This is a genomic window from Paenibacillus foliorum (assembly GCF_013141765.1).
Classification (GTDB): domain Bacteria; phylum Bacillota; class Bacilli; order Paenibacillales; family NBRC-103111; genus Paenibacillus_S; species Paenibacillus_S foliorum.
Genome location: NZ_WHOD01000102.1, coordinates 111,910 through 136,216 on the forward strand (window position 1 = coordinate 111,910; position 24,307 = coordinate 136,216).

The window sequence follows — 24,307 nt, forward strand, 5'->3', positions numbered from 1 at the left end:
GTTCAACAAACAACAATCCCTTATACAAAGCTACATCTTAAGAATCATGACCTGCTTCGGTTGAAGCTCTACACAATCCTGTACTTTGGTACCACTCAGCAGCTCCTGTTGTTCGTCCATACCCATATGCACCGATTGAGCCTGATCGCTATGATTCAGCAAGAAGGTAAAGCGAACACCGTCCTTCTCACGCTGAGTAATCTCAACTCCTGCCGGTGCATCTAACAATGGATAGACACCTTTACGTTTGCACAACGCCTGAATCCATTGCCGCTTAAAATCAGCGCTAGGATCGGTCGCTGCATACCAAGCTTCACCCTTGCCATACCGATGGCGTGTCAATGCGGGCGATCCGCTGTAATAATCACTGCCGAACACGGCAACCGCTTCTGCACCCTCTAGATGAACAACCTCACAAGCTAGCCTGCATTCATAAGAGCCCTGCAATTGCTCCAGTTGCTGCTGCATAACCATTTGATTGGTTTGATTCGGAAACATCGCATCGATCTCCTCGACCCAGATCCCAAGAAGCTTACGCAGCTCTCCTGGATAACCTCCCGGAATGACCCGATCATTCGTATCCGCTATCCCGCTGTAAAAGGTAGTGACGAAGGTCCCGCCATTCTCCACATACTGCTCCAGCTTCTTGGCATGTCCCGGCTTGGTCATATATAAGAAGGGTGCCAGAACCAAATCATAAGAGCTTAAGTCTGTATCCACATGGATCAGATCGACTTGGATTTGACTATCATAAAGTGCGTCATAATAGCTTTGAATTTGATCCAAATATTTAAAATGAACCGAAGGCCCACCTCCAAGCTCGACCGCCCACCAATTATCCCAATCAAACAAAATGCCAACCTTGCTTGTTATACGTGAATCCAGCATTAGATCGCCTAGCTGCTGCAGCTCCTTGCCAAGCTCTGCACATTCCCTGAACACTCGCGTATGCTCGTGACCCACGTGATCAATGACGGCTCCATGGAATTTCTCATAGGCGCCGAGCGATCTACGAAGCTGAAAGAACATAATCGATTCCGCGCCTCGAGCTATCGCTTGATAGCTTCTAAGCCTCATCACACCAGGCCGTTTCGTCGGGTTAACCGTTTTCCAGTTAATGACGCTTGGACTTTGCTCCATTAGCATAAAGGGTGCACCGTTCTTCAAGCTGCGCATCAGATCGTATCGCATTGCCATATAGCTTTCCGGAGTATGATTCTCGATATAAATATCAAGCGCCGCGATGTCTAAGTAAGGTGCCCATTTGAAATAATCAAGCGGCTTATAAGTCCCGTTCCCTTGAAAATTAGTTGTTACAATTGCATCAGGTAGGATCTGTTTGATCGCGTTGTATTCGATTAGATAGCTATCCAGCCAGCTGTCAGAGTTAAACCGGAAGAAATCAAGCGTAATCCCTTGAAAAGCCGTTTGGTCAGAGTTGCCGCCTGATAACCCTTCCGTTAATGCGCTTGGTAGAACAACTTCTTCCCAATCGTAAAAGGTGTGTCCCCAAAACTTCGTGTACCACGCTTGATTCAGCTGCTCTAACGTGCCGTATCGTTGTTTTAGCCATTCCCGAAATGCTTTCTCACAATTGTCGCAAAAGCAGCGATTTCCTATTTCATTGTTAACGTGCCAGAGCAGTAAAGCAGGATGATCCTTATAGCGCTCTGCCAGCTTGCTAGCCATCAGTCCGCCGTAGCGGCGGAAGGTAGGACTGTTCGGACAAGAATTGTGCCTCCGGCCGAACTTTCGCTTCTTCCCATCGGAGGTCACGGTCAGAACATCCGGATACTTCCTCGCCATCCATGCCGGATGTGCTGCCGTGCTGGTGCCCATGCATACGCGTACGCCATTCTCATGCAGCTTGTTCATCACTTCATCAAGCCACTCGAAATTATAAGTTTCCTCATCAGGCTGATTCAAAGCCCATGAGAAGACATTAATCGTTGCTATGTCAATTCCGCCCAGCTGGAACAGCCGCATATCCTCATCCCAAATGTCCTTTGGAAATTGCTCTGGATTATAATCGCCTCCGAACATCATCTTAGGAAATTTCCGGCTGATCATATCCCTACCTCCTGCTTGCCTATCGAAGCCCTCTGCTCCAGCTCATTTTCATCCAAAGCCTTTCCAAGCGTCTCTAGCTGCTGTCTGCTCAATTTCATAGGTGAACGATCTCTTGTAGAGAAAGGCTTCAGCCGCAGTGTAAACGTAGTATCTTTCGGACGCAGCAAATACTTATCAAGTGGCGGGGCCTCCCCGCAACTATGATTCCCTATCGGCGCTTGGGCATAATCCATATTTACGAAGGTTTCAGCTTGCCGCTGCAAATCATACGTATGCTTCGCTTTCGTCAGGTTTTCGGTTGAATAATGACTCACACCCACATCCAGCCTTGGCATACCGCCAATGAACAACCCCGTTCCGAGCTTGTTAGTCACAGTCGCCCAACGTGTATCCGCCTTATTGCCATTTTCCTGCGGCATAATATAGGGAACGAATTGCTCCTGCACAGAACCGCTATATACCCCGAGCCGTCCGCTCTCTTTACGGTCGATGTAACATTCATGAGGTCCAAGCCCGAACCATGAGAATTGATCGAATCCGCCCGGCATCGTCATCTGCAAGCCCAATCGCGGCAGCGGAGGCAAGCCTTCCCTCGGCACCATACGAGTTGAAATAAGGACATCTCCAGTTCCATAAATCGTATAGGTCATCCAGGTTGTAAAGCAATTCCCCAAGGCTGCAGCCCCAATCGTTGACTTGACTATCACTTGTACAGCTGAGCTGTCATAAGGACGGACTGAAAACTCGTGCATGCGATGATTCAGCTTATCGTAACCAATCGTTTTCCATTCCTTCGACTGGCGGTTGTCATTATCGATCGTGGCTCTCCATATTTGAAGCTTAGGGCCAGCAGCTATAAGCGGTACACCATTATAATCGAAGGAGGTTAGAACTCCTCTGCATTTATCGAATGTGATGGAAAAATCATTCCCCAGAAGCTGAACCTCTGTATTGGTTTCAATAGTTTGGAGCCTCGGCATGGAAGCCAGCCGCACAACCGTCCCGGCAGCCTTCCGTTTGACAGCTTTATCGGCGGCTATCGGCAGATCAGCCCAAGCAATCTCAAAGCCCTTCGGCGCCCAGCTTACTGCTTCACGTAAGGTGAAACGGATATGCAGCCAGCACTCCCCCTGAAGCCGATCTAAGTCGATCGTCCAAGGAATCGTAACGGCAGCCTCTTCACCAGCTGCTATATCCAGCTTGTTCAGGGATCCTTGCTCCACAATTTCACCTTCACACATCAGCGACCAAGAGGCTTCCAAATGCTCCAATGTGCTAAAATCATAACGGTTTTGAATGTTCACAATCCCCGACTGTATATCATTAGAGTCTACTATGACCGGTTGAATGATCTTTTTAAACTCAATAATCGAGGCTTTGACTTTGCGGTCCGGGAATAGCAAACCGTCTATGCAAAAGTGTCCGCTATTCGGATGATCGTTGAAATCGCCTCCATAGGCATACCATTCCTCGCCTGACTCCAGCTTCTGTAGGATACCGTGATCCGTCCACTCCCAGATCAAGCCGCCCAGCAGTCGCTTATATTTATAAATGGCATCCCAGTATTCCTTAAGATTACCAACGGAATTCCCCATAGCATGCCCGAATTCACACATCAGATAAGGCCGGGAATCATCCTTCTCTCCTTCTTCGATCAAGGCTTCGAGCGATGGATACATCGAGCTTACAACATCGACTACCGGTGCATCCTTTGCTCGTTCATAATGGATCGGACGAGTAGGGTCAGCCTTGCGCACCCATTCAGCCATCGCATCATGGTTAGGCCCATATCCCGATTCATTTCCGAGCGACCATATAAGGACGGATGGGTGATTCTTATCCCTTTCCACCATACGAACCGCACGGTCCAGAAACGCTTGCTTCCACTCGGGATGCTCTGCCAAATAGCTCTCATTTTCGATAAAATGGCAGCCATGGGTTTCCAGATCCGCTTCATCAATGACATACAAGCCATACCGATCGCATAAATCAAGCCAACGTGTATCATTCGGATAATGGGATAAGCGCACGGTGTTCATATTGTGCTGCTTCATCAAGCGAATATCCTCGACCATCGACTCGTAAGGGGTCGTAAACCCGAGCTCCGGATGGAACTCATTGCGATTAACTCCCTTTAAGATAACGGACTTCCCGTTGACAAAAAGCTGACCATCCCGGATCGCGATATCCCGAAAGCCTACTGCCACACTTCCAACCTCAAGCACATTTCCTTGCTCATCCTCAAGACTCAAAACGAGTGCGTATAAGTTAGGTGACTCAGCTGACCATAAACGCGGGTTCATTACCGGAATTTCTGTAGTAAGCACTCGCTCCTCATTCGAATTAAGCTGAATGGTTTCCCCGACTGCGCTTTCATAAACGGTTTGCCGATCATCATCCAATAGCGTTAGCTTAACTCGATGCAGCCCAGCTTGAGCAGAATCAGCATAATTTCGTAAATTAAATCTGACCCCTAATCCAGCATCCTGATAGTTTTGGCTAAACTGTGTTTGTACCGCAATATCCCGAATATGGACATCTGGGGTTGCTTTCATATATACATCTTTAAAAATACCGCTTAACCGCCACTTATCCTGATCCTCCATGTACGTTCCATCGCTCCATTGGTACACCTGAACGGCAATCATGTTCTCTCCCGGACGAAGCAGTGAGGTCACTCTGAATTCAGAATGCAGATGACTGCCCTGTCCGTACCCTGCGAATTGGCCGTTAATCCAAACATGAAAGGCTGAATCTACCCCTTCGAATACAAGGAATACTTGACGGTTATCCCATGTTTGGGGCAATCCAAAGCTTCTACGGTAGCAGCCTACCGGATTATCATTAGGTACATAAGGCGGGTCAATTGGAAAAGGATAATAGCTGCTGGAATAATGAGGGCGCCCATAGCCATGCATCTGCCAATTACCAGGAACCGGTATCGTATTCCAGTCGTTTACTGCATAAGAAGCTTCATAAAAATGTGCCGGAGCCTTATCAGGGCTATCCGCGTAATAAAATTTCCAATTGCCGTTCAACGACTGGAAAAAAGGCGATGTAGCCCGTTCATTATCCAGCGCCGTCTCCATATCCTCGTACGAAATAAATCCGGCATGCGGCGGCTCTGTATGCCGCCCTAATACCTCAATATTTTCCCAATCCGGTATTGTCCTGCTGTTCACGTGGTTTATCCCCCTCTCTCTATCCATCACCCGATTTCTCCTTGAAAACGCAGTGCATTATGCAGGACAGTAGCTATAACCCAAGACGGATTCCACTTGTTGCTGTGCCCCCGGTGATGCCATCGAGTTTGAAAGAAGCCTTCTCCCTGCTCACCAACGACGGTAAAGTTCCAATCACCCGGCTCCCTGCATATTCCCTGCCCCATTGCATCAAACGATAGTTGAGCCATACGCTCATATTGCAGCTTACCGGTTAACCTGCCGAACTTCCATAATTCATAAGTCGGGAAGAACACATCCAAATGATGATTCTGCACACTAACCGTGGGCCATCCTATAGCGTTGAAATCCGTTTCCTCAAACCTTGAGCCCTTATCATAAGCAGGCTTCCACATGTATACAAAGGTAAGCAGCCAGTCTGCTGATATCTCAGCCCATTCGCTATACTGCTGTTTGCTTGTCAGAATAAACAGCTCATAGGCTGCCAGAAAGAAGTACATCCCAGCTTCCTTATCCTCGCATTTGGCATCCAGCGTAGAGCGGGCAAATGGCCGTTCAAACGTTTCGGCATGCAGCTCGTAGTAGTTCTTCATAGCAGCCTCTGCGGCTGCCAAATACGACTCATCGCCCAGCACCCTGTAGGCTTTAACAAGAGCAATCAAGCACGGTACCCCCGCTGCAGTAATCATCTCATCTGCCGGAGTGCCATCCATCAGCCATGCTGCCGGAAAAATGCCTGAGGATAGAGTGTTCAGCAGATAGAAATCAGCTGACTCTCGAATTGCTTCGACCCAAGAGGCAGGAATAGCTCTATCCTGATCTCGGAATAAAAGTACAATTTCAGCTAAATCAGCTATCGTTTCCCCGATAGCCCTGCTTGCTATAACAGGCTGCTTATTCCAGCTGAAGTCATCCCACTGTCCATCCTCGATACGATAAGCGCAGCGTCGAATACCTGGAATCTCGGTGCGGCTCTCTCTCAAATAGAAATCAACAGCCTGTATACAGCGAGAAATCCGCTCCTCCTGCCCCTGAACAAACCCTTGCTGGGCATCGCACCAGGCTAGCTTCAAGCACTGCCCTGTCCATCCATACATATAATGGAGCGGCCGTTTAGATACATTGCCGAATGAATTGGAGTCATTGAATTTTACATACCCTGCCGCCCCTTCTTCATTCGTCCTCCATCTGTCATCCATTGCATTTGTCTTGAGCTTGATCACTTCATCCAAGGTAAGCGGCTTAGAGCCATCCAGATTGAATATCTTCATTCCTTGGCGGACGATTTCGCGGAAGCCCCGCCCCGGAGTACTTAGCGTTCCCCAGTCCAGCGTGTACTCCTTAGCCAATGTGAACCCGGGCACGAAATCTAAATACCCGCCGCTATGCGGTTCTGATTTGCTTTTGCCCATATAGCATATATCCTTGTCGCCATTAAACATCAATACTCCGCTCATAGCTGCGAGTACCGATCGTTGGTCTTCTTGAATAGCTCCGAGAGAACCGTAGTGGACAGCTCCATGCAGATCTTCCACATACGTCGGTATCGAAAACATGGATAAATATCGGGATTCATCCGCTTCATTCCACTCTATATTCACACAAGGAATGGGCAGCCGATGCTCCTCGCAGATAACCCCTTTGTGAGCACCTACACCAAGCCTTGGAACAAGACGATTCGGATCGGAGGAAGGATTATTGTTGTATAGAATGCCGGGAATCGTTATGATTTCTTTCTCCCGCTTAGGCAGGCTGAATCCTATTCCTACAGCAACATCATGTAATGTATGATTCAATGTATTTGTCCAAGTAACATACATTTTGAGCGTATCACTCTCATCAAATGACAGCTCCATAGTGAAGTGAAGTGCCGCAAGAGTTCCGCTGATTAGAATCCTGCGATTATTCGTATCGTTATTCGCATCTTCATCTGGGGAAGAAATTTGTACATCCTGTAACCCCACATGATCAGAATTCCAAGGCTTTCCGGAGGAATAGGTTAGCATGTCATTTAAAAGCCCTGAATAATAAGGAGATTGCTGGCCTTCCCTGCACAGGATAAGTTGAATCCCCTCTTCACTTTCCTTTAGCTCAGCACGTTGTTGCTTGGTTCTGCTAGCAATGGCGTACAAGTGCAATCCATGTCGCCTCCTTTTCTCCCTAGTATCGAGATCATGAATCGATCCAATGTAGGATTGAAGCCCAATCTACCTGAAAGAGGTAGGCAGGAGAAGAAAATCTGGCCCTTTCCGAGCTTTTTCAAACCTACCAAAGGCAGCTTTCGTTTCCCATTCAGCTCACCATTCGCGTGATAGGCAAATACAATCGGTTCGATTCCATTTCCTTGCAGATGGCAATTAGAAATTCCCTCAATTCGGTCATTGGGTAAATGATAGATATAAGATAGATCATCCGGCTTCATCCAACTGAGAAGCGAGTTATCCGTATCCACAGCAAGTGTGTAAATCTCACGGAGCTTTGCCGTCTGAACTGTAGTATCCTCCATATCCCAAGGCCCAGAATCAGAACGATTTAGAATAAATAAAGCGGTAGCTCCGTTGCGCACTTTTTCTAGAATGGAGTCTTGATTACGAATATATAGCTCCCTGGATGAAACAACTAACGTCCCGTCCTGCTTCATTGACTCCTGGTAGGGTTCACTATCCACCTCCAGGAGCGAGCAGAGCAGCTCGGATTCCGCATCAGTGAAGATGACCTTATCCGGTTTCTTATGCTTAGTCCTAACAAACGTTTCGAAGGTAAATCGTTCCCTGCTTATAAACTCTCCAGCTTCATTCAATAAACAGGCATCCAAATGCAGATTCTGTCTATCCTGAACCATAGGTACGGAGAAACGGATCGTACCCGCATATTGTGAGGTCGCTGCTGAAAGCGGCCCCGTTATTTCGAAATTACCGTAATCGCGGACATCATCACGAAGCGTCGCTATAACACGACAGTTCTCATATTCCTTAGCCGTATCGTTCAGCAGCCAAGCTTCTATTTCCATAGTTTCCCCAACATACACCTTCCACCTGTCACATCTTAAATGGACACGAACCGGCTCCAAGCATTGCTTATAGGTGAAGTAAGCCGGCTTCGGTATCCGGTCGGCTCCGACGAGAGCCTTCATCCATCCGGAAGGCCAAGCGTCAATCAGAAGATGAATGGCTGTGGAAACTACCCGATCTGTCCTTCTGCGCCAGGCATCCGTCATCAGCTTGGTCGCCAAGCATTGGTGCTTCTGACTGGCTTCAATCCAGCTGTGAATCGTTTGCTGCTCGGTGTACCAATCCCCGTGATGAGCATAGGTTTGTGCTCCGTTAATGCGGTTAGGCATCCACGTATCCGTTTCATTGACAGGAAGCCACTCCTTAGGATAACGGCTTACCATCAGCTCATAATTGTCCAAGCCCTCGGTTCCATATTCACCGCAACCCGCCTTCCACTCATCTCTGATCGGAGGAAGATATCCTTTGTACATTTTTCCAACCGAGATGCCATTGTTCGTATACCACATGTTATAGCAATGAAAATCAGGCAGCCCTTCACGTGTCGGCGGATTGTAATCGCCATCTGCATTTTTGACTACCCGATCCGGATTTTCGACAAAAATCGCCTGTCTGGCGGCAACAAAAAAAGCTTCCAGTTCATTTCGGTGTAAATGTCTATGTCCTTTGCGACGTTTTTCAGTCCGCGATGGTTCGTTAATTAGGGATACCATTACCGAAGACGGATGACTGCGAATCAGTCGCTCCATGTCCCCAGCCTGCTTGATTCCTTCTACAAATTGATTGCGGCGGATGAAACCGAAGGTGGGCAGATCACATTGATGCATCATGCCTAGCATGTCGAAATAATCGTATATTTCTTCTTGAACAGGTCGTTGAGTAATACGATAAAAGTTCATATGAGCCAGCTTTGCAATCAAAATATCATCTATCAATTGGTCAAAGTCGCTTTTCATAACACATTGCTGTAAATGCCCCATCTCATTGGCGCCTCGTAAAATAATCGGCTCATTGTTGAGATAAAGCGTGCCCTTAGGAGTATTCGATTCATCCATATGGAACTTTCTCATACCGAAATTGCGATCCACAACATCCAAGCATTCTGACCCATTAATGACTCCAACACGTGCTGCATATAAAAAGGGAGTTTCCGGTTCCCACAGCTTATAAACTGGAAAATCAACCTTATATCGATAATAATTGATCCCCGGACCAGCATAAGACACCTGGAAGGTCATCGGTCCAATTCCTTGCCCGCTAAAGTTTCTCGGTAATATTTCGAGATCCAGTTCGAAATTCTCCATCAGCCGGTTCGTTGTATTAACTACATCCACCCAGACCTCTACAAAGTCTTCATCAATGTTAGGCCGAACAAACACGTCCTGAATAAACAATGGCTGCCGCTCTTCCAAATAGACATGGTTATATATGCCGGCACCTGGCGGGCAGTGGTTCCAGCCACTGTACGGATCATCCCATCCGGGACCGGTAGCTGCATACATTTTATCCCCATCCAGCTTAGTGCCGCCTACCCCCATCATCGAGTAGTCATTATTGACTTCAACAACAAGCGTGTTGTGCTCTTGTAAGAAGTTCGTTACATCAAATTCAAAGGGAGCAAAGAAACCCTCATGACTGCCGATACACTTGCGGTTCAAATAAACGGTAGCTTTATAGTCGACCCCTTTAAATACGAGGTAGACTCTTTTTCCGTCAGGAATGGAGGCATAGGTGAATTCACTCCGGTAAAATCCGGTCCATTTCCCATTCTCGCCAGTAGGTCCTCTGAAATCAGGTACAGCTACCGATTCCCAATCCCCCTCCCCTTCCAATACACGCGTAAAATTCATATCCTCTGCCGTATGGTAACGGAATTGAAATTGCTTGCAGGGCTGCCGTTTACGACTCAAAGGAGGAGTTGGAGTTAAATTAGCCATGAACGGGCGGTATTTCTCACGCAGCAGCGCTAACTCCTCGTGAAAAATATCCATTTGCTCACCGTAGGGAAGCACCGCGGCGTTGCCCGCTTTTTCCGATCCCGGAGTAAAATATTGTTTATCGTAAGCTGCAGGAGGAATCTCGTGCAGTTCGTCTTTATTTCCTGGGTGCTCACGAAACGCGATTTCCGCGAACGGATCTTGATGCCTAGTTTGCTCCAATTTTATGCCCTCCTGTACCATAAAGTTCAAACTCAAGTGTGAAGCCTCGGCTGTCCTTGGGGGACATTCTCACTTCTGTTGTTCCGAAACGCTGCATCCAGCAGCTATCTTTTCCTAAGAATGGTTCTACAGCTTCCCTGACCCGATCATCCAAAAAGTCATGGGTCACGATCCACTGTCCTAGTCCGCTTTTACCGCTGGATGTCCATTCCTTCGGAAGGCTTGCAGGCAGCAGCCAGTCAGCGATTACGACTACACTTCCATCCTTGGCTCTTTGGATGACCGCTGCCAACGTATCTGATGAAAGAGCGGAGCCTCCGACCACGATTAATTGGGGCTGACCCAATTGTTCTGCGCTGACTTGCTCGTCATATACGAGAACATTATTAACGGGATAAAACAAGGGATGTATCCGATCCCCATCCTTACAAACATAACCATTAGTCAAAGGAAACCGTTCAAGAGGTATTTCCCGCTTCAATTCATGCCTTGGGAAGTTATAACCAGGTATATGCATACAACTGCCATGGGCGGGTATCGTGCCCCGACTGAGTAAATGCCAAATTTGGAAAATACTTTGCGAGCCCTTTGAGCCAACTAGCTCCGGGTTGCCAAACAATCTTTCATTTTGCCCATAGTTACTGTCGTCCGAATGAATGATCACAATGTCAGGATCTACCTGTGAGTGATCCCATGTTATTGGATTCTCAGGTACAAACTTGCCAGTGAACTCTTTCCATACCTCGCCGAATTCCGTCCTTTTGAACCCGCTGCCCGTATGCTTCATAAGGACATCTATATTCTCGGTAAACAGGTGAGTCGGCCCCATGTAATAACCGAGCTTTAATGCGGATTCAAACTCCTGTGGGGAGTGGCCTGGAAACCCGTGGAACCTGGTAAACCATTCGCCTGTATCCGGCCCCCATAAATCAGCGCATATCCACATCGCTCTTCCATACTGCTTAGCGGCACCCAGCGCCGTGGAGAGCTGAAGCGATTGGAACGATTCCTTCATAATCTTGGGACACAGATCCATGCCTGCTTTGGCTAATGTATGGAATAGAGTAGGAAACACTTGCTCCGTGATCAGCGGCATGGATAGATGGCTTAATTCAGCTTGCTTCAGCACATTTTGAACGTGTTGAACTTGGGAATAAACCGAATGCTCTACCTTATTGCGCGCTGTTTCCAAGCTCAGTCCTTCTGTCTGTCCCCAATGAGGGAACCATCCGTCTTTACGATACTGCCCGACGTTAATCTGCAAATGCTCGGGTTCGTCGTACAACAAACCAATACAGCGTCCTATACGCCCCGCTTGAACGATCATTTCGTCAGGTACATCGTAACGATTGGTTCCTTCCGTCCAAGGCCCGTTAATATTGCCATATTCATTACCCAGACAAATGTCTATACCTGCATGGGCAACATCCTCCAATACCGACGTATCCCCTTCTAGGCCTGGAATCACATGGTGCACGTAGAATTCCGCGTCAAGCTCCTTCAGTATGTTAAGGAAAGCTTCCGGTTCAGGCTTCGGGTCCTGGGAAGGACACACGCTTCCGGTTCCCGTCCGCATTACAAGGTCAGAAGCATCCCCTGCCCATGAATCCTGCCAAGCTACGACAGGGCCCTGAATGCCTAATCTAGGTTTATGATCCATAAATGTTCTTCACTTCCCCGCCTGTCTTGACGTTCTCAAACGCTTGGCGAATCAGCTCCAGACAATCCGTTATTTCCTCTGGCTTGGCATGCTCAAGAATCAACGGCACCTCCGGCATATCGCTGCTGAGATGGGCTGCATATAGATCCCAATTAGCTTGACCTGCACCTACTCGCGGAGTTGTAAAGCCTTCCTCGTTGTATAAGGTATCCTTGGCATGGGCAATTGGACTGTGTGAACCTATAGTTTTAAAAATAGTAGCCATCGCTTCTTCCTGCTTGTTTAAATCAGCCTCTGTTAAATAGTTGAAAGGATCCATAATGAGGCCCAGACCTTCGCTGCCCAACTGCTCCATCAGACGAGCGGCCTGCTCTGGAGTCGCCAGTACATTAAGAGCAAACCCTTCCAAAAGCAGAACGGCTCCGTTCTTTACCGCGCGGTTACGCAGGCGATCCACGATTGTGAGCAGCTGATCCCAGGCTTCAGGAGACCGATTTCCTTCGTAATCCCGCCACGCATTGGTTGGATGAAGGCTCCCCGTTTCTGTAGCCATATACCGTGTTCCGTAAACCGAACATAGGTCTATCATCTTCTCGAGCTGCGTAAGCTTTTCTTCGCGTTTAGCAAGATTAGGATTCAACAGGTTTGTATATCCCGATAAGCCTACGATAGAAATCCCCTTATCTTCAAAAATAGCACGAAGCTTCTCAACACGAAGGGGTGAAAAGGGCTCATCGTCCATTACCTGAAATTTTTGCTTAGGATCTAACTGCACGTATGTTAGACCTTGCTTGCAAGCGTTTTCGGCTATGTCTTGAGCTGACCAGCCCATATATATATAACTCATAAATCCTAGCTTATTCATTACTTATCGCTTCCTTTCAGCACATCGGCTCTCTCCACCACACAGCCCTCTTGACTGGAAGTAACCATCGCTGTAGTCATAGCTATGGTTTGCAGATTATCTTCCGGAGTTACCGGTGGGAGCGTCCCTTGGTCTATAGAGGTAATGAATGCCAGCATCGAGCCTGCGAATGCGTCAGGGAACCAGCTTCCCTTAAGCTGAATCTCATGCACCACATTTTTATGCTTGTTTAATGCCATATACAGCGTATCCTGCGTGCACCACACGCTTCCTTCTGTACCGTCAACCCACCAAGTATTGCTATGCGAGCGGTTTGCTTTGGCAATATTATTGAAGTGCAGACTTGCCATCAATGGATTTCGTCCGCCCTTCGGACCAAACTCTACGTTGGCTGAGTAGATCAGCGGATCTACGGCATTTTGCTGCGGCAGCTGCGCGGTTGTGCAATGTACCCGAGACCATTCCTGTTCCGGATTAGGGTTAAAATAACGGCATAAATCCACATAATGTATACCGTGATCGACGATGTTGAAATCTTTCATATCCGTCCACCATCTGCCCGCTTGATCCTGAAACGAACGCATGTCATGATGAATGCTGTAGATGTGACCGATCAGATCCTGCTCCAGCACCAGCTTTAGCGCTTTGTGCGCAGGAGCCCAACGAGCCTGCTGATTCACGCCAAGCATAATACCGAGCCGGTTGGCCTCTTCACCAAGCAGCTTGGCGTGATCCAAGCTTAACGCCAGCGGCTTCTGGCATAAAACCGGTCGAGGGGCCTTGCCGATTAGCTTAAGCACTTCCAATCTAGGTTCAGGATGAATAGCCAAATCAATAACAGCTACATCCTCTCTCTCCAGCAGTTCATTCACATTCGTCGTCCAGAACGGAATACTGAATCTTTCCGCTGTAGCACGCGCCGCTTCCTCGCTAACATCACAGCAAGCAGCAATTTTTAATCCGTATTTCGTGTAAGCGGGTAAATGTGCAGTATTGGCGATGCTTCCGCAGCCAATCATACCGATTCCATATTTGTTCACATCACTGATGTGCTGTTTTCTCGGCAAATAATGTTCAGGTCTAATAAATTCCATGATCTCACCTCTCTGATTTCTAGATTACACCAGTACAAAAAATCATGTATAGGTTGTTCATGCTTTTTTAAGGGATTATTGAACCACATTGCAACAGCAGAACAGGCCATCGTTTCCGATGGCCTGTTCTGCTGCTTTCTATGCAAAGTTTATAGGCTCTCCGCCATTTTTATTTCTGCGGTTTGTGATACTTTCTTAGCTTGAAGCACATAGGTATGACCTTCAATAGCCTCAAATTCGGTTAGATAGCCCACCGTTGTGGATTCGATTCGTATCCCTTCCGACTCCACATAGAGAGGGAGCTGAGGATGCCTGCATGACACACGGCATGTCTGCGTTTTTTTAGCCCTAATGATACAATGGATTAGCTCGCCTTCCTCCCATTCCATATCGACCTCATACCCTCCACGAGCACGAAATCCGCTGAATTTGCCCGTCTTCCATTCACTCGGTAAGGATGGAAGCAATCTGAGCTCTCCACGGTGGGATTGAAGCAGCATCTCTGCAATTCCAGCTGTTCCGCCAAAGTTCCCATCAATCTGAAAGGGAGGGTGGTTATCAAATAGATTCGGCAGCGTCGAGAGAGTCAGAAGCAGCCGAAGATGCTCGTATGCGTGCTCGCCTTCCTCAAGGCGTGCAAAGAAATTAATGATCCAAGCACGGCTCCAGCCCGTATGGCCTCCTCCATTCTCCAGCCTGCGTTCTAACGTCCGCTTGGCTGCCTCAGCCCATTCTGGAGTATGGCGCACATGAATAATTTCCCCTGGATGCAGTGCAAACAAGTGGGAAATGTGGCGATGACCTGGATGGACCTCATCCCAATCCTCCACCCATTCCTGCAGCTGCCCGTGCTTCCCTATTTGTGGTTTAGGCAGCTTCTTCAGAACATACTCCCATTTCTCACGCAACGGCTCATCCTTGTAAAGGATATCGGAAGCGTCCATGCAGGCACTCATTAGCGTATATACGATTTGCGTATCCATCGAAGCGCCGATACTCAGACAACCTACACTACCGTCAGGTCCAATAAATTTATTTTCTGGAGAAGGAGATGGGCCTGTAATAAGACGCCCCTGTTTATCCTCAAACAAATAGTCTAAGAAAAATTCAGCTGCTTCCTTCATCACCGGATAGGCTTTATCTCGTAGAAATTTTTCATCCAAACCGAATCGGTAATGCTCCCACAGATGCAAAGACAGCCACGCAGCTCCCATCGGCCATATCGATCCCGGCATAAAGTTCCCTTCAATCTGGGTAGCTCCCCACATATCGGTATTATGATGAGCGACAAATCCTCCGCATCCATACACCCTTTGTGCCGTTTTTCTGCCATTCGGTCGCATACGCTCTATTAAATCAAATAACGGTTCGTGGCATTCGGGCAAGTTGCATACTTCCGCATGCCAATAATTCATCTCGGTATTAATATTAATTGTATATTTGGATTCCCATGGAGGGGTAAAGCTCTCATTCCAGATCCCCTGCAAATTGGCAGGATTCGATCCTGGACGAGAGCTTGCCATAAGCAGATACCGGCCATATTGAAAATACAAAGCGACCAGCTTCGGATCAGCCTCCCCGTCTTTGAACCGCTGAAGACGAACGTCGGTAGCCGGATAAGCGGTTTCTCCATCGTCTTTAGCTAATTCAAGCTTCACTCGTTTAGACTTGCTTGTATGATCCAACACATGATCCTGCTTAACCCGCTGATATCCTTTGCTTGCGGCATGATTCAGCTGCCTTATACATTCCGCTTGTGGATCCGAATGCCGGAAGGTTGTGGCTGCTGAAAGATAGAGAGTGATCGCTTCCGCTTGACGAATGGTCAGGAAGTCGCCGATCACGCTAACCGAACCTCCCTCTGAGACGGCCTTCACCGCTGTGCAGAACGTAACGCCATTTTTCCCGCATTCCCCGCTCATAGCCACAGTATCGGATGAAATCTTCTTCGTCCCTTCGTCAAACGGTCTTCGGCTTAAGTTTAAGCGAATATTTAATTTGGCTGGACGATCGCAAGTGAGCCTAACTACAATAACTTGGTCAACCGCGCTGCTGAATACTTCCCTTTCATGCAAAATATCATTTAAGCAATAGCTGACATGAGCAATACCCTCTTCAATGTCCAAATCTCTGTAATAATTGGAGATCATTTTTTTCTCGCCATCGTGGTATAAATGCATTTCTCCTAGTGGTTGATACGGATGCAAAGATTTGGGTATCGACATTAAACCCATTTGAGCTAACTCTTCAGCCTCAATCTGTTTGCCCTTCATTAACAAATGGCGTACTTCCTGAAAATATTTGGAACCCTCTGGATTATCCCCGTCAACAGGTCCGCCATACCATACAGAATCCTCATTCAGCTGGATTCTTTCTGTGTTCACTTTCCCGAAAACCATCGCTCCCAAGCGTCCGTTACCAATTGGCAGAGCTTCTGTCCACGATCTTGCAGGCTTTTCATACCATAACTTCGAGCTTCCAATTGATTTACGCACTTGCTCCATGAAAGATCTCTCCCTTAATTCGGTTATTTTTAAGAGCCGCCTGATACTTTTCGAATTCTTAGTGCATAGTAAAGCTTTCCTGGAAGATCAATTCGGAAGCGTCCCTCCATCAATTCTGTTAAAGGGGTAATTGTCATATTCCAAGTATCTATTATTTCTGCTTGATATTTTCCCTCGGGTAATGCAAATTCACGGTATGCAAACCGATGGGGGCCGAAATACTGCAAATAGTATTCCCCCCTAACCTCCAAGGTTGCAGCATCAAGCCGGTCGCTGCTGTAAGCCATCTGATGAGGAGCGTCTTCTAGTATTCCTCGCATAAACTCAATTCGCTGGATACTCTGTCCCTGAAGCTCACCACCATGCCAGTGCCAGAGCAGCCCATCATTTCTCAAATAAGTTTCTCCGTGTGTCACATAGCCGCCACGCAGATGGCCTTCCCATATCCGGCACATCAGCTCCTCTGGAGTCAGGCTGCCAAAGCGAGTGTCCAAATTCCCCTCGCAGCCACATTCCTCGATAATAATAGGCTTGGCATAATGCTTAGTGTATTCTGAAGCAATTCTTACGTCCGTATGCTTAATGCTCATATGTGTTATCCATGGAGCTCCAAAGTCGTAACCCATAGGGGGACTAAGGATGGTACGTAGATGCACGCCATAATCGTATTCCATTATCATTCGTGCCAATCTATCCCAGTCCTGCTGCTTCTTGTCTGGGGAGCGATCCTGTTCATTAACAAAAGACCACCAAATATTGCGGTATGCGGCAAAACGTGCAATGACATATCGAAGGTAACGCTCCTCCTCTTCAGGCGAAAGCTTGTCGATACCTTCTGTTCCCTCATCTTCAGAGTAAAATAATATCAGCTCTGCTTGAATATCTAAGGCAGCCAAATCCTGAACCCTTTGCTCTAACCGTGAGAAATAACTCACATTAAGTAAATCGGCAGTTGGGGTAACGCTAATACGAACTTTATTGAACGGGGACTTCTGAAGAGAACGAAGTGTTAGCTTCTGCATCTGCTCGCTTTGCAAATGCCAGCCGTAGCAGCTCGTACCTATCGGAGTATATGGTGTCCCGTCCGCATATTGAAAGTGCGTATTGTCCCTAACCTTGATTGGCCCGTGATTATCAGGAGAAGCCTGAGTACATATAAACTCCCCTATAAGCCCATCTAATTCCATACGATTGCTCGATGTTCTATATTTCCAAACACCTTCTTGGCCTGGCATATACCTAATGCGGTATTTCCCATTACCATCATAGAAACCTTCAGCTTCAGCTGTATGAAGCGGATGCTCGAATTGGGCGGAAAGCTGAATATCCGAAAAGGGATTCCCTGCGCGGGAATCATCCACATCCAGCGCTATTTCATAGACATCCCAGCGTTCTACTATATTGGCTAAGCTCAGCTCCATCTCCTCCTTCATGAGCAAAAGTTTATGTTCGTACCTTCAGAATACGTAAAGCCATGTAAGGCTTTCCTGGAAGCGGTATCTTAATGGATCCCCCCCATGTATTTTCCAAAGGTGTAATGATCATGTTCCAAGTGTCAATAAGCTCTACCCGATATAGAGTATCCTGGGGTAAATCGAAGGATTTATAGGCATGCTGATGCCCTCCGAAATAGTGAAGCCAATAGCTGCCTTCCTGAGCAGCCCTTATCCAGTCTTCAGGGCCTTCTTCGATAATTTCGCGCAAAAAAGCGATTCTTTCGATACATTCTCCGTAAAGCTTTCCCCCAGTGGATATCCAGGCCCGCGTTTCCTTGTCAATAAACGATTCTCCATGTCCTACGGTCCCGCCTCGAGACATAGCTTCCCAGAAGCGGTGAGTCATTTCTTGGCCGGAAATATTGCCCCATCGTCTGGAGCTATTGCCTTCATAAGAAATTTCGTCAATCACAACGGGCTTATGGCACGCTTCCCGCCAGCTTGTCGTTAGCTCCGCATCCCAGTGCTGGATACTCTGGTGAGTGATCCATGGCTTGGTGAAATCGTACAGCGAAGACGATTTATACATCTTCGTTCCATTATGAATCGAACGTAGATGCTGGTAAGGATCGATGCGTTGTACAAATTGAATCAATCTATCCCAATCATCCACCGTTTTGTTTTTATTAAAATCGAATTCATTGGAAAGTGACCACCAGACATGCCTATAAGCGGAAAGCCTTGCAATGACGTATCGCAGGTAGTAACAATCCATCTCAGCATCCATGCTGTCAAATCCCCAATAGCCTTTATCGTAGGGGTGAAACAGCACGATATCAGCCTCAATGCCCAAGTGCAATAAATCCTCCAGCCGTCCCTCCAAATGTCTAAAGAAGGAGGGGTTAAACCTCGTCTTATCCACATCCTCAGGACAAGTCCCCTCGAACACTAAGGCAGGTGGGTTCATATCGTGAGTCGGCAGCATACACATTCTGATTTTATTGAAAGGAGCTTGCTTTAACGTTTGCAGCGTAAGCTCCTCAAGACTTTCATCGCCATTGTGAGTCCAATGATAGCAGGTGGTACCGAAAGGAATATAAGACTTCCCGTCTTCGTAGGCGAAGCCGTAGTCATCCTTGACCCTCACTGGGCCGTGATTATCTGATGAGGGTTCCACACAATGGAACTCACCCGTATGCCCATTAAGCTCTTGGTGATTGCTGTGAGTGGCATATCGCCAAATTCCTAACTGATCAGGCATAAATCTCAGCCGATAAATACCCTCACCATCATAAAAGCCATCCACCTTGATTACCTTATTTTTATATTGAAAATGGGCGGTGAGCTGCGTGTCTCGAAAGGGGTTCCCCTCTGAGGGCCCCTCCAAAACAAGCTCAAACCTACCCCATCTTTCCACTTCATGCTCGTTGCTTTCAACAATCATAGGTATGCTTCTCACTCCTTTACAACGATGCTTATCCTTATTTAATTCCAGAATGCGCCATCGTAGCTATGACTTTGCTCTGAAACATGAGGAACATAATCAGATTTGGCAGAAACAGCAGCATAGCAGCCGCAGCCGCAGCTCCTTGACGCGCCACACTTGTTCCCATACCTGTAGTCAAGGTATCAATATAGAATGGGAATGTCTTCATCTCTTCATCCTGCATAAACATGCTTGAGGATTCCGTATTCATCCATGCCCCTTGGAATGCTATTATGGCAACAGTCGCAATTGCAGGCATCACCATGGGTACAACGATTTTTACAAACAGAGTGAATTCCCTGGCCCCGTCCATTTTCGCAGAATCCAGCAATTCATCCGGAAGCTGATCCATAAACTGCTTCATCAGGAACACACCGGTAGGCACAGCCACGAGTGGGAGAACATGTCCCCAATAAGTGTTCATAATGCCGAGCTTACTAACAATTAAATACCTTGGAATCATAACCGTTTCCGGAACAAATACCAAAGTCAAAAGAATGGTTGCGAACACAATCTTATGACCCGGGAATTTGTGCTTGGAAATCGGATAAGCACACATGGCGCTTGCAAGAGTAATACAAAATACACCTAAACCGGTAACCACTATACTGTTGAATATGTATCGTGTGACTGGAATCGCGGTATTCTTCGTTATACCCAAAAGTTCAATGAAATTTTGAATAGAAGGATCTCTCACGAATATATTCGGTGGGTAAATAAACAACTCCTGATACGGCTTGAACGCGTGGTTCAATATATACACGATTGGAAGCAGCATAAAAATACTAAGTACTACAAGGAGAAGCGCTGAAAACTTCTCAAAAGAACTCAAGCGCTTCAGTTTCGAATTTCTGCGCCACGTAGCAAACCTCCGGTACATAACGGCGATATTCATTTATTCGCCCTCCTTCGTACCAAACAGTTTATTAGCGAATTTATTTGCCAAATAAACAATTAGAAGCAGAATTACAGATAACGCCGTAGCATACCCCATCTCAAACCTCTTAAACGCATAATCGTCAATTTGCGAAACGATCATGTGACCTGCATACTGCGGTGTCGGATTCATACCGGAAAGGGCTCCCCCAATCCCACTGGATTGGATCGCCCCAACGATAGCCATTACGGCACCGAATAGCATTTGTGGCTTCGTTGATGGAATCGTGATATACCAAATTTCTTCCAATCGGCTTCGAATGCCGTCCAGCCTGCCTGCTTCATACAGCTCCGGATTTACATTCAATATCCCAGCCAGCATGGCGAGGAAGCCAATCCCCATACTTTTCCACAAGGTAACAAAAATCATGGAATTCATCAGATGTTCTTTACTGGTTACCCATAAAACCGGCTCAGCAATGAGTCCTGCATTCAATAAAAAGCTGTTCAAATAACCTATCCTATCACTGGAAAGCAAGGGAGTCCAAATAATACTCATGGCTACCAAACCTGCCAAAGAGGGGGTATACAGAGCCAAGGTAAACCATTTACGATAAATTCCTGGCAGAATTGAGATGAACCAAGCCAGCATAAAAGAGCAAATGTATCCCCCCGGGCCAATAATTAATGCAAACCAGATCGTATTAGGTAAAGCGTATTTAGTTAAGATTAAGTCTTGAGACAGCATATCACGAAAATTATTCCAACCTACAAATCGTGGAGCTTCAAGTCCGTTAAAATAGGTAAAGCTCAGCACAATAGAAGCTAGAACAGGAGCTAGTATGAAAATAAAGAAGCATATTACAAAGGGTGCAATAAATAAATAGGATGCACGGTAATTCCAAATCAATTGAAAAAAATCAGTAATCTTCCCTTTTAAAGTGCTTGTGGAAGTATGCGTTCTCCGCAGCACTTGCGCTTCATTATTTAACATACTTATCCACCCCTTCCCAAGGCTTGTTTATAGTAGGCAAGTTTAAGGAGTGAACGACATTGCCATTCCCATCCACATAATGAAACTCCTGCATTTTCCTAGTAATCTCCCTATCGATTTCCTTGACAGCTGTTTCGAGTGAAGATCGATAATTAATCCCGTCGACTACCGTTCTATTCCATGCGTTGAGAATCTCCCGATCCATCATATAGCTGCCTGGGACATTCGGAACTTCCCTATACCATCTCCATTGCTCCAAAATGGCTTTGGTATCATCAGCTTTCCAAGGAAGCTTCATAAAGGCATCCAGATTAGATGTATACCAACGGAATTGCACACCGTTTAACGTTTCCAGATCATTCCCGAATCTTTCTTGTGCTTCTGCAGAGGTCCACCATTTCACGAACTCCCAGCTTTCCTTTGTTTTCTTGGAATTTTTTAAGATAGCCGCAGATTGCATGCCGCTGCCTAATCCGCCTAACCAACGAGCAACAGTGCCATCCTCCTGCTTAACTCCAGGAATAGGAGCTACTCCCCACCAACCATTCAACTCAGGAGCTGCTACAGTTAATTGAAGATACGTGTTCAGATCGGCAACTCCAATAGGGATTGATCCGGTGCGAAAACGCTGAAAGAAGCTATCTACTCTTTGATCTACAGCATATTTGTTCTGTAAATCTGTCCACTTCTTGAAGGCATCGAATCCTTTATCCGAATTAAGACCCGTTCTCGAGCCATCCTTTGTTATATAGTCCGCGCCGTTCTGTTGAAAGAATGCATTATGTTCCATCGTTGAGAAATTCATACCGTTCTGCTGAAGAACTGGTAAAATCTTATATAAATCATCCCAAGTGTTAGGAACCTGTAAACCCAAGTTTTGCATAATATCTTTGCGGTAATACATAATTTGAGCTGATTGTGTTTCCGGTACACCATAGTAACCGCCGTCAAAGTAAAATGGGGTCATTGAGCCCGGAGAAAAACGTTTAAAGAGCGTATCGAAGTCTGGAAATTCTTTTAAATTATACATTCCATTACGAATGGCATAATCAAAAGGCAAGTCCTGAGGCAACCCTAAAGCAACATCCGGCGAAATTCCTGCAGCATTCATCAACAAGAGCAATTTATCATCAGGAAGCAGATTCACCTTTACCTTAATACCGGTTTGTGTTGTAAACATTTCATCCGATAAGCCTTGCAGCAAGTTGACATAATCACGTCCCCGTAACATCCAAACGTTAAGCACTTGGTCGTCCATCTGACTCAGTTTCCCCTTAGACTTAAATGAATTAAAGAAAGTCACAATAGACCCTTTAACTGATTCAAATAGAGTTGCTTCCATTTTGGGGAACGCTTTCTCAATAGGCACTACGTAAATCTGGTCCAATTGAAGAGGCTGAAAGCTGAGCTGCTTATTTAATTCAGCCACCTTACCTTGAATTGTAACCAATCGGCCTGCTTGATATGGAATTTCATTGGGATTTTTTAATAAGCTTTCGATATCCTTCCCAATCGTTACCATCCCTTGAGAGACAGCATCAGGGCGTTTATTTATTTGTTCAAGCTGCTGGCGTATTGCATTCATCTTGTCTTTTACTGCACTTAAATAATCAATAAATCCAGGTAGATCCCTCTTAAGATCCCAGGTTCGGTTACTATCATCCACGCCGCCTGTCATTGTCTTCAACTCACCTGACAGCTTGAAAAAGTCATTCACTATATTTCCTAGCTCTAACGAAATCGGTTGCATAGGTGCCTGTGTGACTCGCATCGAGATCGTGTTGGTTCCTTTCTGCAGATAAAACTCATAAGGCTTATTCTGATCGTCTGAAAGTGCAATCCCCTTCCAGCCAGTAGCATATAGAAACCTATATTGCTTGAGCTCGCTAAAGGGAATCTTGCCGTTAATCATAATAGACCGGAAAGAGGAACGATTCGAAGTAAACGCCTGCTGCGATCGCATAGCAATCTTGTAGTAGCCATTCTCCGGTGCCTCGAAGCTCCAGCTAACCTCTTGATTGCCTGAAGCCCACCGTTCACCATCCAGTGTATTGAAAGTAATTTTGCCAAGCTCATAAGGCACCGAAGCAATATCGGTATCATAAGCAAGCTGTATGGATGAACTATTCTTCCACTGCACCCGCTCTGCTTCGATAGTAATGGGTTCAGCCTGTACGGGCGGAACCTTCGATGGTTGTTGGCTTCTTACCGTCTTATAGTCCTCCGTTACAGTAGGCGCTTTAAATGTGATCGATTCGATTGCCATCGGATCACTTCCTGCCAAACGCACCTTATGCTTTCCAGGGCTTAAATACCACAGCAATGGGTCTATGTAGGAACCTGACATATCACGCAGCTCCCAAGATAACCATCCGGATATATCTTCGGACATTGGGCGAACTTCATCACCCTTGTCATCTTTGCGAATCGGGTACTTATCCTTCCAGTGTCGGTACAGCTCTATTGATTTGGACTCTACAAAAGCATTCGTGCCATCCATAGAGAGATTCAGCGCAACTGGCTTTCGGTTTTTTGAATCTATGAAAGGATGATAAGACAGCTCGATATTGTATAATCCGCCCTGTGTAACATCCAGCTCATATTCTATCCATTCATCCTTAACTGCTCCCCAGATCAGTACATCGTTTTTTCCATTATAAGATCCCACAGAAGTACTAGCATCTACCGACTTCCCGGCAGTCCTTGACCCTGGGATTGTAATCTTACCCGTATGTGTAGACACAAAGCCCTGCTGTTTCCATCGTTCCAATACATCGGAATAATAAGGTTCCGAAGATTGGGACACGTTCACTTCGTTACCAGCACCCGCCACCTTGGTGTTTACATCCGACGCACTGCTCTTGTCTGCTGCTATACCAGGTAAAGCGGGACTAAGTACGAAGACGAGTGCCAGTATGGATGAAATCCATACTCTAGTCCGCAATAACGCCTTCAACTTCATCCCTCCGC

13 protein-coding genes are annotated in these 24,307 nt (G+C 46.6%); all 13 read right to left on the bottom strand.

The features are described from left to right. Positions 1 to 30 precede the first annotated feature (30 nt). The gene (locus GC093_RS27205; protein WP_171655069.1) at positions 31 to 2,070 is read right to left on the bottom strand and encodes a beta-galactosidase; all 2,040 of its coding nucleotides are present in this window, start codon (positions 2,068 to 2,070) and stop codon (positions 31 to 33) included. Beyond that, positions 2,067 to 5,252: a beta-galactosidase, LacZ type gene (lacZ, locus tag GC093_RS27210; RefSeq protein WP_312886621.1), complete on the bottom strand. Its 3,186-nt coding sequence runs from the start codon at positions 5,250 to 5,252 to the stop codon at positions 2,067 to 2,069. The genes GC093_RS27205 and lacZ overlap by 4 nt, the downstream gene beginning before the upstream one ends. Positions 5,253 to 5,278: 26 nt before the next feature. Continuing rightward, entirely contained in the window at positions 5,279 to 7,390 is a 2,112-nt protein-coding gene (locus GC093_RS27215; protein ID WP_246315425.1) for a YyaL domain-containing protein, read from the bottom strand. Continuing rightward, a complete protein-coding gene (locus tag GC093_RS27220; RefSeq protein WP_246315427.1) occupies positions 7,339 to 10,422 on the bottom strand; it encodes a glycoside hydrolase family 2 protein in 3,084 nt (1,027 codons plus the stop codon). The genes GC093_RS27215 and GC093_RS27220 overlap by 52 nt, the downstream gene beginning before the upstream one ends. Continuing rightward, positions 10,409 to 12,082: a hypothetical protein gene (locus GC093_RS27225; protein ID WP_171655071.1), complete on the bottom strand. Its 1,674-nt coding sequence runs from the start codon at positions 12,080 to 12,082 to the stop codon at positions 10,409 to 10,411. Before GC093_RS27225 ends, GC093_RS27220 begins: the two co-directional genes overlap by 14 nt. Further along, positions 12,072 to 12,947: a sugar phosphate isomerase/epimerase family protein gene (locus GC093_RS27230; RefSeq protein ID WP_171655072.1), complete on the bottom strand. Its 876-nt coding sequence runs from the start codon at positions 12,945 to 12,947 to the stop codon at positions 12,072 to 12,074. Before GC093_RS27230 ends, GC093_RS27225 begins: the two co-directional genes overlap by 11 nt. Then, positions 12,947 to 14,041 carry a Gfo/Idh/MocA family protein gene (locus tag GC093_RS27235; RefSeq protein WP_171655073.1) on the bottom strand — a complete coding sequence of 365 codons (1,095 nt, stop codon included), beginning with the start codon at positions 14,039 to 14,041 and terminating at the stop codon, positions 12,947 to 12,949. The genes GC093_RS27230 and GC093_RS27235 overlap by 1 nt, the downstream gene beginning before the upstream one ends. A 149-nt stretch (positions 14,042 to 14,190) precedes the next feature. Then, a complete protein-coding gene (locus GC093_RS27240) occupies positions 14,191 to 16,545 on the bottom strand; it encodes a glycoside hydrolase family 95 protein (RefSeq protein WP_171655074.1) in 2,355 nt (784 codons plus the stop codon). 29 nt (positions 16,546 to 16,574) lie between these two features. Next, positions 16,575 to 17,966, bottom strand: coding sequence for a DUF5060 domain-containing protein (locus GC093_RS27245; RefSeq protein ID WP_246315429.1), 1,392 nt, complete (start codon positions 17,964 to 17,966; stop codon positions 16,575 to 16,577). A gap of 22 nt (positions 17,967 to 17,988) precedes the next feature. Further along, on the bottom strand, positions 17,989 to 19,425 hold the full coding sequence (locus GC093_RS27250) for a DUF5060 domain-containing protein (protein ID WP_171655075.1): 1,437 nt from the start codon (positions 19,423 to 19,425) through the stop codon (positions 17,989 to 17,991). Positions 19,426 to 19,462: 37 nt separating this feature from the next. Then, positions 19,463 to 20,362 carry a carbohydrate ABC transporter permease gene (locus GC093_RS27255; protein ID WP_171655076.1) on the bottom strand — a complete coding sequence of 300 codons (900 nt, stop codon included), beginning with the start codon at positions 20,360 to 20,362 and terminating at the stop codon, positions 19,463 to 19,465. Continuing rightward, entirely contained in the window at positions 20,363 to 21,337 is a 975-nt protein-coding gene (locus GC093_RS27260; protein WP_171655077.1) for a carbohydrate ABC transporter permease, read from the bottom strand. After that, positions 21,327 to 24,299, bottom strand: a complete 2,973-nt coding sequence (locus tag GC093_RS27265) for an extracellular solute-binding protein (RefSeq protein ID WP_171655078.1) — start codon at positions 24,297 to 24,299, stop codon at positions 21,327 to 21,329. The genes GC093_RS27260 and GC093_RS27265 overlap by 11 nt, the downstream gene beginning before the upstream one ends. Positions 24,300 to 24,307 lie beyond the last annotated feature (8 nt).

Coding starts and splice junctions, on each gene's coding strand:
- GC093_RS27205 (WP_171655069.1), bottom strand. CDS start 2,070: ATGATCAGCCGGAAATTTCCTAAGATGATGTTCGGAGGCGATTATAAT.
- GC093_RS27225 (WP_171655071.1), bottom strand. CDS start 12,082: ATGGATCATAAACCTAGATTAGGCATTCAGGGCCCTGTCGTAGCTTGG.
- GC093_RS27230 (WP_171655072.1), bottom strand. CDS start 12,947: ATGAATAAGCTAGGATTTATGAGTTATATATATATGGGCTGGTCAGCT.
- GC093_RS27235 (WP_171655073.1), bottom strand. CDS start 14,041: ATGGAATTTATTAGACCTGAACATTATTTGCCGAGAAAACAGCACATC.
- GC093_RS27240 (WP_171655074.1), bottom strand. CDS start 16,545: ATGGAGCAAGTGCGTAAATCAATTGGAAGCTCGAAGTTATGGTATGAA.
- GC093_RS27245 (WP_246315429.1), bottom strand. CDS start 17,966: ATGGAGCTGAGCTTAGCCAATATAGTAGAACGCTGGGATGTCTATGAA.
- GC093_RS27250 (WP_171655075.1), bottom strand. CDS start 19,425: ATGATTGTTGAAAGCAACGAGCATGAAGTGGAAAGATGGGGTAGGTTT.
- GC093_RS27255 (WP_171655076.1), bottom strand. CDS start 20,362: ATGAATATCGCCGTTATGTACCGGAGGTTTGCTACGTGGCGCAGAAAT.
- GC093_RS27260 (WP_171655077.1), bottom strand. CDS start 21,337: ATGTTAAATAATGAAGCGCAAGTGCTGCGGAGAACGCATACTTCCACA.
- GC093_RS27265 (WP_171655078.1), bottom strand. CDS start 24,299: ATGAAGTTGAAGGCGTTATTGCGGACTAGAGTATGGATTTCATCCATA.